The organism is Rahnella ecdela, assembly GCF_019049625.1.
Taxonomy (GTDB): Bacteria; Pseudomonadota; Gammaproteobacteria; order Enterobacterales; family Enterobacteriaceae; genus Rahnella; species Rahnella ecdela.
On record NZ_JAFMOY010000117.1, the window covers coordinates 63,896 to 77,516 of the forward strand.

12 protein-coding genes are annotated in these 13,621 nt (G+C 51.1%); all 12 read right to left on the reverse strand.

Features of this window, described 5'->3' with window-relative positions; translation table 11 throughout:
- Nucleotides 1-37: 37 nt before the first annotated feature.
- Nucleotides 38-2,890: a conjugal transfer mating-pair stabilization protein TraG gene (gene traG / locus J1784_RS07230; RefSeq protein ID WP_217148613.1), complete on the reverse strand. Its 2,853-nt coding sequence runs from the start codon at nucleotides 2,888-2,890 to the stop codon at nucleotides 38-40.
- Nucleotides 2,890-4,257 carry a conjugal transfer pilus assembly protein TraH gene (traH, locus tag J1784_RS07235; protein WP_119825103.1) on the reverse strand — a complete coding sequence of 456 codons (1,368 nt, stop codon included), beginning with the start codon at nucleotides 4,255-4,257 and terminating at the stop codon, nucleotides 2,890-2,892. Before traH ends, traG begins: the two co-directional genes overlap by 1 nt.
- 16 nt (nucleotides 4,258-4,273) lie before the next feature.
- Nucleotides 4,274-4,816, reverse strand: a complete 543-nt coding sequence (gene trbB, locus J1784_RS07240) for a type-F conjugative transfer system pilin assembly thiol-disulfide isomerase TrbB (RefSeq protein ID WP_217148645.1) — start codon at nucleotides 4,814-4,816, stop codon at nucleotides 4,274-4,276.
- Entirely contained in the window at nucleotides 4,797-5,042 is a 246-nt protein-coding gene (locus J1784_RS07245) for a conjugal transfer protein TraQ (protein ID WP_217148614.1), read from the reverse strand. Before J1784_RS07245 ends, trbB begins: the two co-directional genes overlap by 20 nt.
- Nucleotides 5,043-5,056: 14 nt before the next feature.
- Nucleotides 5,057-5,806 carry a type-F conjugative transfer system pilin assembly protein TraF gene (gene traF / locus J1784_RS07250; protein WP_274387315.1) on the reverse strand — a complete coding sequence of 250 codons (750 nt, stop codon included), beginning with the start codon at nucleotides 5,804-5,806 and terminating at the stop codon, nucleotides 5,057-5,059.
- 86 nt (nucleotides 5,807-5,892) lie between these two features.
- The gene (traN, locus tag J1784_RS07255; protein ID WP_217148615.1) at nucleotides 5,893-7,749 is read right to left on the reverse strand and encodes a type-F conjugative transfer system mating-pair stabilization protein TraN; all 1,857 of its coding nucleotides are present in this window, start codon (nucleotides 7,747-7,749) and stop codon (nucleotides 5,893-5,895) included.
- Nucleotides 7,742-8,413 (reverse strand): type-F conjugative transfer system pilin assembly protein TrbC, encoded by a 672-nt coding sequence (gene trbC / locus J1784_RS07260; RefSeq protein ID WP_238485435.1) that lies wholly within the window; start codon nucleotides 8,411-8,413, stop codon nucleotides 7,742-7,744. The genes traN and trbC overlap by 8 nt, the downstream gene beginning before the upstream one ends.
- A 13-nt stretch (nucleotides 8,414-8,426) precedes the next feature.
- Nucleotides 8,427-9,419 (reverse strand): conjugal transfer pilus assembly protein TraU, encoded by a 993-nt coding sequence (traU, locus tag J1784_RS07265; protein ID WP_217148616.1) that lies wholly within the window; start codon nucleotides 9,417-9,419, stop codon nucleotides 8,427-8,429.
- Nucleotides 9,416-10,048, reverse strand: coding sequence for a type-F conjugative transfer system protein TraW (gene traW, locus J1784_RS07270; RefSeq protein WP_217148617.1), 633 nt, complete (start codon nucleotides 10,046-10,048; stop codon nucleotides 9,416-9,418). The genes traU and traW overlap by 4 nt, the downstream gene beginning before the upstream one ends.
- Nucleotides 10,045-10,434 (reverse strand): type-F conjugative transfer system protein TrbI, encoded by a 390-nt coding sequence (gene trbI / locus J1784_RS07275; RefSeq protein ID WP_217148618.1) that lies wholly within the window; start codon nucleotides 10,432-10,434, stop codon nucleotides 10,045-10,047. Before trbI ends, traW begins: the two co-directional genes overlap by 4 nt.
- Nucleotides 10,431-13,055 (reverse strand): type IV secretion system protein TraC, encoded by a 2,625-nt coding sequence (traC, locus tag J1784_RS07280; RefSeq protein WP_217148619.1) that lies wholly within the window; start codon nucleotides 13,053-13,055, stop codon nucleotides 10,431-10,433. The genes trbI and traC overlap by 4 nt, the downstream gene beginning before the upstream one ends.
- Nucleotides 13,056-13,262: 207 nt before the next feature.
- Entirely contained in the window at nucleotides 13,263-13,493 is a 231-nt protein-coding gene (locus J1784_RS07285) for a TraR/DksA family transcriptional regulator (protein WP_217148620.1), read from the reverse strand.
- Nucleotides 13,494-13,621: the final 128 nt, after the last annotated feature.

Genomic DNA, 13,621 nt, shown 5'->3' on the forward strand with positions numbered 1-13,621 from the left:
CTCTCTCATCCATTTTTTTTGAGGATATTCAGAATGATTATTTTGGCTCGTTCATATCCATGTTTCCTTCAAGATTTATGCCCTCATCTAGGAGTTCGCGCTTGGTTTTAGCACCTGGCAGGGAGCCTTGCTTATCTTTTTCATTATTATATCCCGCCTGATATTTTCTTTGCTCATTGTCGAAATCATTATTTTGTTCGCGGGCATGCGTGATAATGTATTTTGATTGCCTCTCAATATTATTTTCAGTTTCTAAATGATGGGCCTGGCTATTTTTAATCATCTCCCTGACGGTATTATTGACGCCCTCGCGAATACCGGCATGTTGAGTCTGACCCTCAATTATTTCACGGTTGCTTTTAAAATCAGCGCCGATCCCACCGTCGACATCACGGGGTTTCATCGTGGGCATAATTTCACCTGTTGCGGGTTCTGGTGATCCTGGCTCAGTGGCCATTCTTGGCGCCATTTGATTACGCACGAACTCACGAGCCAAGTTCTCCCGTTTTGCAGCTATCTCCGCAGAACCCGCGTCAGTGAGTAAGGTGTCCGCGTCAAGGGGGGCGCGTTCACGCACAAAATTGGAGAATTGTTGCGTAAGGTTTTGATTCATCTGACCACCGAGTGACTGGGTTCGGGAGGCCATTTGCGCATACTCTTGGCTACGTGTAAAAGCTTGCGTGTACTGGTCGTAGCTATTTTTCGCCTTACTCAGGGAGGCTGCTAACTGGTCAACACGGGACACCGAATTATTCTCCGTAGCGTTGCCAGATTGGCTCGTACGGGAATACGTCAGATAATCACGGCTTTCCCTAAAGTCCCTCGCTGCCTGAGAACTGATGTCGTGACGTGTGTCATGAGATTGCCGTCCAGAATCCGTGAGGCTCTGTGTTGACCCCGAACTTCCAGAGACGCTACCTGTGATCCGCCCGCCCCCTTCGACACTCAGCCCGGTCGCCAAGCGTCCTACTCTGCCAACGATTTGATCTCCACTACTGAATCTTCCTGCTGCATAGGCTTCCGCTGACGCGGTACCGCGGGAGGTTTTGTCCATGAGGTTCTGAAAGGATTGTTCTGCACTGATGTGGTTAGCTTTCGCATTGCTGGTCACGGCATTCCACATTTTGCTGTGCATCAACGATTCCTGAGAATTCTGAGCTTTATCCGCGCCTTCGATCAGCGAAGCACTGTGCCCTCGGTGACTGTTGAACTGGTTTAATGCATTCCAAGCACTGACCACGCTGCGGTTGTAACCCTGTATTGCCGTTTCGGCCTGCGATTCTGACTCCCGGGCCATTCGCTGTTGGGCGCGGGCAACCGAACGGGTGATCAGAATATCGACAGGTGTTTTAGACATGCTGCCCGTCGCGTCAACCACATGTCCGCCATCACGTGTTTGTGTTGAGGTGGCCCCATTGGCCAATTGCTGTGTCATTTGTCCGAACGACGTCGAGCTGTTGGTATTCCAGCTGTAACCCGTCACATTTTCCGTTTGCATATTGGCGAAGGAATAGTTGCCATCGACAACGCTTGCGGAAGAGGCGGAGGTTGAGCTCAGTGAAGCTGACCCGAGGGATGAGCTGATACTGGAGAAAACCTCACCTAAACCCATGACCATTTTCCAGGATAAGAAGGGGATCATCATTGAAATGTAACCCGCGGTGGTCGCGATATCCGAATACTTAACCTGTACCCGCGACAGTTCAGACAGCACCACAGGAGCACCATTTTGTTTCGCATAAAATGTCATGGCATTGTTGAGAATGGCGTAGAGAAGTGGCCATGTTTGAAGCCACAAAAAGGTAAAGGCATAGCCTTTAACCACCGACGTCGTGACCGCATTAAACATACCTGCCATCACCATTATCGGAAACAACCCCACCAAAATCCCCATCAGAACCGTTTGCATAATCGGTAGGGATTGCAGTGCGACCTGCCCGAGAGACGCATGGGCGAGACGTTGTTTCTCAAGCGAAGACGTGGTGGCAATGTTTAGGAGGCTGGCGGTATCACCATTGCGGGAGGCATAGCTTAAGATACCGCCTCGAAGCGCATTTAACGTGACGTTGTGTCTGATAATCTGGCTGGCACTTTGGCCGGAGGAGTAAAAGTAACCATAGCTATCCCCCAGCAGCTGGCTGAACAACAGATCAGGTTGGGGCTTTCCCCCAAAGAGTTGCCGAACATAGTAATGCCACGTCTTTCCTCCGGTGTTGGAATCCAGTGCCAGTTTGCTTTTCAACTCAACGGCAGCGTCGCTGCAGGTTTGATAATCGTTCTTTTGGGTGAATAGGCCCCTTAACGGACTGGGTGAGGCAAAAATCAAGGTATAGGGGTCGGATGAATTCATCAGATCTTCAAGACTGTATTTATGGTTGAGAAAGATGTCACCCATGACGCAGTTTTGTACATAATCGGAAAACACCGTCGTGATTTGTGAATTTTGGGAAAGAAAATCCGTGCTGCGTGCGACCAGATTTGCCCCAAATAACATGCCCGTCTTACTGTAGGTCACGCTGTCGGGTTGTGAAAAAACCGTTTCGTAGCTTTGCACCAGCGCATGTCCGATCCGGGTGGAAAGTGACGCAGGCAGCGCCAGACCCACCGGCACGTTATCCACTTCATATACCTGCACGGCATTGCTGTTATCAATGATCTGAATCGGGGTACGAATGATCACCATTAAAGAGACAAACACCAGCACAAAGGACCACCCCACCATATCCAGTACATCGTGTTTTCTCGTCCAGTTAACGGCGACGATGAGCACTGAAAACAACAAAGCCATGTGCGACATCGTTTTCCAGGTTTGGGTGCCGATGAACGCCGCGATTGCATTGAAAGTTCCGCGCAGCCATTCCCCTCCCGCAAGGGTGTAAATGTCTAACATTATTGCCCCCCGCTGAAATGGTAGTTATTTTGATAACGGGTCATCATGCGGGCAGAGACCTGCTGTCGCATGTAATTCATCTGGCGGTCTACCACGAGTAACGCATCCTGCTGAACCTGGACCCTGGCCTGAAATGCCGCGATTTGCTGCGTGGTCTGATTCAGGTTATCCATCACCAGATCCATTGATGCCTGCGGATAATTGCCCACAGACAGGGTGGCTCTGGCTTGCTGGATAAGTTCCTGGATGTACTGCAAGAGGATGTCGTACCCGATGTAATCGGTCAGTTGGTAGACCAAACTGTTTGCAACACCCAACATCTGGGGGTCAACCAGATACTTCAAGAGAGGAATGGAGGTGCTCGAAATGAAGCCTTTTTCCTTTTCGGTCAGCGCAACATCGCTTACCGCCTTGTTCTGAATGCTGGTGAGGAGCTGAGTAACCTGCGCTTTAAGGGCTTTATCTTGGCTAATGGTGACAGGGGTATCGGAGACCACCTTCAGACACTTATCTGCGTCATTACAGTGGTAAATTTGTGCCGTGCCGCCGTCCATCATGGCTTTAATCAGGTCGCGGTCCGTAGTCCTTGCCGGCAGCGGCGTGATGTCACCGTTAGCACCAAATACCAGCGACCCCGTCAACGTCATAATGAATTCTTTGAGTTCTTTGTTGCCGTCAAAAAGCCGGTTTTTCGACAATGCGTTCCACATCAGATTGATGTTTTTCATGACCCGTTCTTTGTCTTTTTCACTGGCCCTGTCCTGAACATCATCGAGACTGCCTCCGACGGTACACCCCTGACGTGATGCCGCCCAATCCGCGAAAATATTGCTCTCACCGGCGATGTCCTGACAGACTTTCTGCTGTGAGACTTGTGTTCGTGGAAACAGCCCACCGACAATGCCCTGGGCGGCCTGACAGGAGCTAAGATTCATGCTATTCACGTCACTGGCGAGCTTTTGTAGAAAGTCTTTCGCCTGTTTAATCTCAGGCACGGTCGTCTGCAGCGCTAAATCGAAGAAATAACCGGCGGCATTCGACATGATCTGCTTGGCAAAGCGCTGTAATTGTTCGCCATTAATAAAACTGAACGCGCCAAGATAAGCATCGATACCGCCACAACCGGCATTAATATCCGGAAGCGTCATGGAGACCAGTTGGATTTGTTTGACCTGCGTCCTCGCGTAGATGGAGCCTCCCGACGCATAGCCGGCAGCTTGCCCTTGCCATACCTGTGGCTGGCTCGTATTGGAGGCAAAACCCAGCTTATTGAAAAATTGATTCATGTCGCTGTTAACGTCGGCGTATGACGAACTGACGACCACCACACCCAACACGAACAGGGAGCGCGCCCAACGTTTGGACATCTTGTGACCATGGCGTTTACTCACTCCCCGCCTCCTTGGTTACCGCCTCCTGAAACACCCTATCCAGGCGAGTTAAAAAAGCGTACTCGTCGCTTGCCCCTTGCATAATCGGCCAGGTATTCAGGGTGTTTACATTCACCAAAAATGTCGTGGGCGTGGCGATAGGCATCGGGGACGGAAAAAAGGCCTTCATCACGTCTGCCGGCGCGGGCAAGGCACCGGGGTAAGTTTCATCGCCTTGACCATCAAGGGTGTAGGGAAATACTGAAAGGCCCATCCGTTCACCCAATCGTTTCAACAAAGGGTCAAACTGGTGGCAATAAGGGCAGTGGTATTGCATGAACACCACCACTTTCCACTGGCTAAGATCTACCTGCTGTCCATTGCTTAAGATGCGCCAGTGCGCAGACGGTTTTTTCCTGTCAGATGCATGGATTACGGGCTGCCCTGCCCCCATGACCCCGTGACCTGGCCTGTCTAGCGCTGCGGCATCGGCGCGTACCGCGGCATAGGTTATGCCAAGTGCAAGCACGAGCAGGCTACTTGGTGTGATCTTCATGGTGGATTTCATGGTCATCACGCTCCTTTTTGTCGATATTCTCCAGTTCCCTGTTGAGGATTTTGTATCCCCCCACCACAACCATCATGACCGCGGCCGCCTCCCCTAACTGCATGGCCATGTCAGGCTGTTTCCTGACAAGGTGGGCAAAAATATGAAACCAGACGCCAATGGCAACGACCCACATGCCAGTAATATCCAGTTCGGGTAAGTGATGTATGCGCATGCCGCGATATTCCTTTAAAAGGTGGGGGAAAAGTCCGTGGAGACATTCAGGAACTGCTTTGCCAGATCGTCCTGAGTGATAAATCCGTAGGACAGGGGTTTGACGCTTTCGGTGCGGGGGTCAACAAGCATCATGGCCGGAAAATATTTGAGGCCGAGACGCGCCGCCTGTCCCTCATCGTGTCGAGTGTCTGGTAAAAGCGGGCTGACCACGCCATCTGTTGAAATGGGAATGACGCTCAGCTGATAGCCCTCCCGAAAGTTTTTGATAACCTGCGCTAATTGTTCATCAATAGGTTCCTTTCCCCGGTAGAAAAAGAACACCCCGTACTGCTGGCTTAAGGTTTGTATGGCCTGACGTTGCCGGACATCGTCGGCAGACAGTTGATTTTTTACGGTTCCGTTGTAGTGGCTATATTGCAGGTTGTAGTCGAGCTCGGGATGAATGAGCATCGCCTTTTTCGCGCTCATCGAAAAGAGTCCGGCCTGATGAGTCCAGTAATTTTGCATCTGAAAATAGCGGGCAAAGTGGGGAACGGACGGATATAAAATGGCGTCATACAGTGAATGCTTGGTATATTCTTGGAGCCTGGCCAGCTTATTCATAATATCAGCAGGATTGGGGGCGGGGGGTAAAGGTAATCTCTTTTCTGGCGTCGTCTCTTTAACCGGTTCGTTATACCACTGCCACCCTGCGTCATGAGCGCTTAGTGGCAATGGCGACAAAAATATCATCACAAGTAAAAACAACCCTCTGAGCGTCATACGTTAACCCGATTCTAATCACCTATTTCTAAGGTGTTTCTTTTGGCCTGCTGATATGCACAAAAAGAATATTTAATACCTAGTCTTTAATGCGATGTCTTAGTTTGTAACTGATGCGTAATTTGTTCCTTCACTCTGTCCAATAATTCATTGTCCGAGGGGACGTTCTGATGGCTGAGTAAATCATCGAAGAAATGACTAAAATCCAAACGTGCAAAATTTATGCGTTGTAATTCTTCCACCGTCACCCCCCGACAGTCGGGATGGTTGGCGCGACCAAACCCAATGCCGAGTTGCCCTGCCCGTCCCTGTTGCTGCACAATTTGCGCGAGCTTGGAATCGAACTGGCAATAACTCCGTTTCTTCTCCAGGCAGACGCCTAACACTTTGCGGGCGCAGAACTCACCGGTGCTCACCGTGAGATTTTTCTCTTTGGCCTTTGCCAGCGCCTTCTCATCACTGCTGCAATTGGCCAGCCCGATATCCTGCCCCCACCCTGAATCTTTGCAACAGTTACTCAATCCCACTGCGAATTTCTTGCAAAAACGCGCCTGTCCGGTAAACGCCCGCACGTCTACGCCGTTCAGTGCCGACACATCCTTACCGGCCGCGGCAACCGCCGCCAGCTGGGATACTGCCTGCGCAAAATCGTTGCTTTGGTGCTTCTCGGCCTTATCGCATTCCCCGTCGAGACAGAAGATATCACCGCCGCAAATTAACTCTTTCCCGGACGTTTTTGTTTCGCAGGAATAGGTGGCGTATTCATGCAAGCAGACGCCTTCTTCAGAGCTGAATGCACACTGGCGGGTTGCCAGCGTGCAGGCGGGGTTGTCCATATAGGGTTTACAGGATCCAGGATCGGCCGCTTGCGTCAGGTAGGTGTCTTTGTATGCCCAGCAGGGCTGATATAGGGTATAAGGTTGGTTTTCAACATAGCGGGTTTTATTCCCGCCCGGCTCGATACATTCCGTTGTTTTTAATTCTCCTTCTGCTTTAGCAAAGGGACAATTTTCTTTCCACTCAATCCTGGGTACCCATTTTCGTACTTCCCCTCTCAGGGTGATTTTTAATAGCATATTTGCCCTGCCGGTCAGGAATGCCTGATAAATCACATCATCCACAGAGCCGGTACACTTTCCGCTATTCGAACAACTCGTCCCCGTTAACACTTGCCCTTTTGCTACGCCCATTCCGTCGACATTCAGCGAAATATTATCATTCTGATAGATGAAGAACGTCGTGTTCATAAATTCCACTTTCGATTTCATTAAATATTGACTCGAGGTCACGTGTAAACGGGCACTGATTACAGCCCCACCTTCCGGCAAAATAAAGCTGAAGACAACTTGCTTCCCCTTTCTTGAATAAGTGGGGTGGAGTTCAAAATCCTTATTTTCCCAGTCCACGGTCCAGTCACCGGTTATTGTTGCAGACCGTGTACAATACTGTTCGACATGTAAATCTCTCTCACAGGTGTAATTCGTCGAGTCGGTGCGACTCCTGTCCCGCGCGTGGCATTGCTCACCGGTCTCTCCTACCACATGGTCGGCATCTGCCTCTGTCTCTTTACCCGTCTTAATAAAGGGGGTTTGCGGTGAAAGAGGCTCTTTGGGGTTATTTAACACAGAGTCGTTGACCGCGTTGCCGACGTCACTGTTTGCCCACTCATTTACCCCGTCATTGACTAACCCTTTATCTCCCCCGGCAGAAACCCCACCGTAATACCTGGATTCGGCAGGGCTTGGCGTATAATTGGGTAACTGACCTTCGGGTTTGAAGTTTTTAAGCATCTCTTCCCCCTGTCCCTGGATGTGCCTGGCGAAGTCCGCCCCCGCGTTGTAATCGCTGTTAGCATCGGCGTCGGCAGAGTGTACCCCTGACCAGAGTGTGATAAGTAAGAGTATCTGCGCGACTGCCCTGCCTGTCACCGGCGAGTCAGCCATGACGGCCCCCTCTCACCAACAGTTGGTGGGCGAGCGTGGCGCAGTCGCCCTGGGTGGCCATTTTCTGCAAGGCCTGAGACAGTCTCAGGTTGCCATGGATGACATCGACCCCTTTATCACATTGCACAATTAAAGCGGGGACGCTTTCGATGCCGTAGCGGCTGAACAACGTGGGATCGATCTGGATACCTTGGGTTGCCCCGTCCTGAACGAGCCTTCCCAGCGCATCAACGGTTTGCCGCAGATCATTATTGACCAACCCCCGCAGCGTGGCGGGTATGCCGTATTGACGGGTCTCATACAACATGCGCGTCAACCCTTCTTCAGGGATAGAGAACGAGACAAAGTAGAACGCGGCGTTACGGGGTAAATGATGCTTTTCCTGCTGCTGTCGGGCCAGTTTATCGATAACACGACGGGCTAAGGAAGGAACAGGAGAGGGGTCTCTTTGCGGCTCAAGCCCGTTGATACTATCGAGCGGCGATATGTTTCTCAGCGGCTCGCTCACGTTATCCTGCTTTTTGAGCCCCTCCCCTGCTTGTCTGGCCGGCGGCTGGACTCGTGATGGCATTTGGCCGGTTTCACGCGGATGAGGGGTACCTAACGATGCCCGAACAGTCCAGGGGCAAGTGATCACCAAGATGAGTAGTAGCCACTTATTCATCACACACTCCTTCTTATAGAAAGACGCAGTTACGTTTACGCCACATGAGATATCCGAAATTTTTGCGGCTGTTGGGGGCGTTATGTCCGGATTCCCAGCGCATCACGCTTCTGCCCAGCGGATGGCAGCGTGTACTGTCGGGATACATATTGACCATCTGATAACGCCACCGTTCCTTGGGAAGAATGGGTGAGGGATACTCAAAGCAGACCGACGTATCCTTACCGACAGTCTCCATGATCTGACCCTGCCGGTGCAGCTTGTAAGCCATCCGTTCACTGAGCAGCACCGAGGACTGTAACGGGCTGAATTCATTACTCACCCAGCCATTAAACGGGTACATCGAGCCGTGAGAACCCGCACACCAGAAAAGCGCATCAAGCGGGAGGTGAAAGCCACTGGCGAGGGCATCGCCCGCGCAGGCCGCCTGGGCGATAGGATTCGCAAAGACGACGGCCTCGGGGTTTAAAATCGTGGTGAGACTGCTGTCTACCCACGTCGGATCTATTTCAGACAGATAGGCAATATCCATATCGCCTCCCTCCAGACACCCCGCAGACGTGATGATATTGAGCCAATAGGTCAGCGGATATTTGTACCAGTGAACATGGTAAAAGGCCCCGGCGGCGTCTTTATCGCTCTGGCCTGCGGTACCGGTCTGTGTCTTTCCAAGATTGATGCTGATCCCCCCCAGATTCACCATACAGCCGGGGGCGCGGGTCACATCGGTTAACGCCACCGGCTCCCAATAGCCGATCGCAATCCCGATACGCTTAAAAAGGGGCGGCGGTGCGGGACATAACTGGATCGGCATGCCGGGGTTACCGGTGTCGGGCACGTCACCCCCGCTGACCTGGATACTGCCAATTGAAAGGGGAAAAAGACATTTCCAGCAAATATCGGTGATCGGGTTAACAAAACGCCCTTCGCACGCCGCATCGGCCTCTGCCGGGGCCACGTTTCCCAAAATAAGCATCAGCAGACAGATTATGAGGGTAAGTTTCATGACTGACGCTCCGCCGGCACGGCTTCGATATACAGACGTTCACCGCCTGGCACGGGGGTAATACGCGTTGGCACCTCTGTTATACCGAAACGTTCGCACAGCTTTCCGTTTTGATCGAAATAGATACGGCTGTCGAGCGCGACGGATGTTTTGGGAATATCCCCCCTCACCAGAATAATTTTGACCTGTACCGTTTTAGGCTGTTGCCGTTTCATCCAGGCAACCTGCAAAGGGTCATCGCCGTTGATAAAATAGAGTGTCTGCATAAAGGGGACGAATTTAAGCGGATTGATGACCTCCCCCTGACGGGCAAATATGCGTCCCTGTTGGTCTTTGAGATCGGCCGCAATTCGCACGCTGGGATCAAAGTACCGCGATGCGTATTGTCGCGTTCGGTTTATACCCCTGACGGGTGACGGGCGTTCACTGTGGTCAATGACCCGGTGAAAGAAACTCTCCCTCAATTTTGGCCACCCCGCGGAGTGCTCAAGCTGTTCGATACGTTCGATTATCAGATTCAACATATCTTTCTCCGCCACGGGATACACGTCTCCCCAAGTGCCTAAATCGCCGGCTGTGCTGCCCTGACACAACAAACATAAACTCAACCAGCCTACGGACATTTTCATTCGCGGCCACCCTCCCGCATGCGGCGGGCAATATCGCGTTGAATATCCCGCGTGATATCCGGCGCCCCCTGCACCACGGCGGGTGACACCATGATGAGCACGTGGTGCTCTCGTTGGAAGGCCCGCAAACTCCCTTCCAGCGCAGTATTGAACCGTTGAGATAATGCTTTGGACTGTTCCTCACTGAGATTTTTGTGACTGGCACTGTCAAAAAACGCATCCACAGTGCGTTTCATATCAAATGAAACTGTCTCCCGGGTCTGCCAAATCGTGATCGCATAACTCACACCGGCATTGATGATCAACGCCGCCAGGAAGCAAGCCACGGTCAAGGTGTCATGTCTGCGACCCGTAAAGGTCGAGTGTGCGGGGAAGACGTCTTTCATGATGCCACGCTCCATTTTTCATGGGCTTGCACCCAGTGTTCTAACGCGTTCATTTCCTCAGAGAAGTTTCGGCAGGCCAGCGCATAGACGGCATCATGAATCTCCACACCTGCCTGCCGTTTACGTCGAATAAACTCAAAGTCTTCACCCTTTGAGGAGTACATGGCTCGGCTGAGCGGATCGACAAACAGCCGGTGCCAGGAAGAGTGCGCTTCGACGGACAACATGAACGAGCTGTACCACTGGTCTTTGGCCGAACCAAATTTGGCGATCATATCTTTCTCAAGACGCGTGAACTGATCGGGATAAAGCTGGTTGTATTTGGCGAACTCTTTCGCACTCTGTTTAAGAATGATTTTGTACGAAGAGTTACCCCAAGCTGCCCGCGCCGCGCTGGAGGCTTCCGGCGAGTCGAAATCCACAATGTTTTGGGTGATCGTGATGTAAGAACCGTTATGCCGGCGAACGGTACGGTATCCCTTCTCAATAAACGTGCCGACTTTGTTATTCTTAAAATCCAGCAACTTCCAGCCTTCATCGATCACGTTGAGTTTTTTCACGCTACGCGACGAGTGGTACATGCGATTTTCAATGTAGATGATGAGTGAAAACATCACCGCCACCAGCAGGGATGGCCGAGACTCAAGCCCGCCCAATTCCAGCACAACCATGCGGGCGTCTTCGCGAAGCGACGGTTCGTCTGAGTTAAAGTATCTGCCGTAAGTGCCCGCCAGGGTGTACTGGTCGAGTAAAACGATCATTTCATCCAGGCGGCTGCGGATGGTCGGGGACTGGGCATATTGCTCGCTGTCTTTAGCCTGCTTCAGGAAATCGACCACATCATCAATACGGGCTCGGTTGGATTTGCTCAACCAGGCCGCTTTCACGGCTTGCAAGAGCAAACCTTCATGCACCTCATCCAAATTGCCATGAGGGCTGGCCATGACAGAAAGCTGATCGCGAATGCGTTCGGCAGAAAGATCTATATCTTGAATATTGGCAAACGGATTAAATTTGAGTGTGTCGCCGTCGAGATAGACGCCTCCCATGTTTTCGCACAGGGACTTATACCCGTCGCCCATGTCAAACACCCATGCATAGCCCCCAGTATCGAGAACGCTGCGGATAAGGGGTTGGATAAGGCCCGTCTTTCCCGCCCCCGAGGTTCCACATACGGCCATATTAAAATTGGTGTTATCCATCCCCTGATAGAAGAGGTCAATAAACGCCAGTTGATTGCGATAGGTGGGTGCCAGCAGGCCCGATGGGGCTAACGGACTGTCGGCGATGACCGGCATCAGGTTAGCCACGTTGAACGTTTCGGCCCGCCTGATAACGCCTGCTGCCTGTAATTCTTTAAATAAGCCACCCCCGGCCATAAAGGGAAGTGAGATGAGGAAATTACGCAGGTGATTAAAACGCGGCGTGATCAGTTCAATACCGTTTTTTCGGTAGCTATTAAGAATGTCCTGCTCATAGGCGAGTGCTTTCTCATTATCTTCTTCACAAAACGCCGTGATATTCATGAAATAAGACACAATTGAGGACTGATTCCCGCTAAGACGTTGACGCAGTTCGCCCCACTCTTTGGCCTCCTGCTCCACGCTCGGGAAAAATTTGGCGTAAGAGGTCTTAGATTTTTTCTCTAAATCGAGATACTTGAGGTTTGCTTCACTGTGGGACTTCACCTGATCTTCGACCATCAACGTGAGGGTGACAATGAAGGGGCAAGAGATGGTGAGCTCTGGATTTAACAGGTTGCTGTAGTTGTCCGCACTGTTCCACAAGAAGGCAATTTCGGGGTTACGAGCCAGCTGAAAGTTCATCACGCGCGCGTTGCTGGTATTCTGACGCTGGCCAGTGCGTAAACCGAGGGTAAGATATTCCGCCTTCACGCCTAAATCGAAGGTGTCATCAACGCACTGGTAATTCAAATCCATATAAGGGTCGAGCGGACGAGGTGGCCTGGCAAGCTGGTCGGGTTGATGATTGACCATCTCACCCACGATATTGATGAATGCCTCGGCATCAATCGGGCGGGTGTAAATACGTGCCCCTTGGAGCGATGCGCGGAGAATTTTTACGCGATTTTCCAGTTCGATAACATCGGCCCGGCCCTTTTTCCTCGAGGGGACGGAGCAGGAAATAAATACACGGTAATGACGCAGCGTTAAAGGTAAATCCAGTCCCTGTGGGAGGGAGAAACGCGTTTGAGCCGCCCGCATGTAATAGGCTCGAGTGATGGCATTGAATTTGTCTGCCTTAGGGCCGGACCAGGAGAACTCTTTAAGACCGAAGGCGATCTGCTCGCCAACCTGCTTACTCGACATGAGATGAATTGATAGGGGGATCCCCCGGGACATTTTGGTGCGCAACAAATTTTCCAACGATTTCACAATTTGCTCATTGGCCCCGACCAACGGTTGCGCCTCCAGCATGAATCCCATACTGCCAGCATTCATAAACAGCCCGGTCTCTTTATCGTAATCACGATAGGGCAGCAACCGACTAAACTGGGGAAAATGCATATTCGCCAATTGCTGGTTCGCAGAGGTGGATCCCTCAGGCAGTTTAAGTGCCGTGAGTAATGAATTGGCCGCATTCGTTATTTTTTCTAACACGCTTTCTCCCTCTCGTTATCCTTGAAATTCCTATTTTCTCTAACTCTGCATAGCGTCATAATCACTGTGTTTATTTCCACTGAATGAGCGCGCAGTCTTTTATTAATTATGAATATCGATAGGGTCCCATTCCCCAATGGTTTAAATCGTGAAACCCTATTTCATCGCTCATCGTGCGGAAAAAGATAAAACACGCCCAGCATTAACCTAAAAATCTGTTGAAACATGTTTGTTTTTTATCTCAGCTATCCTTTGACACTCAACGCAAAGTGAAGCTCCCGGCACGGCTATTCGCCGTTTAAGAGGTATTTCAGCACCGCAATTCTCACATTCAAATAAAGATGGCGTTGTAGTTTTAACTGTTTTCCTGATATTGCTAATTTGTATATCGGTTTGATATTGCAGGAATGCCTGCGCCTCATCGACTTTATCTGCCATTTCTGTCTCTCCTGATAAAAATATCCGGACACGCTACCGCCCACTTATGAACAAAACTGTGTGCTTCCGCGATAAATTACAAATTATGCGCAATACTCTGTGGCCTTTGCAGGCATCCGCCAATCAGC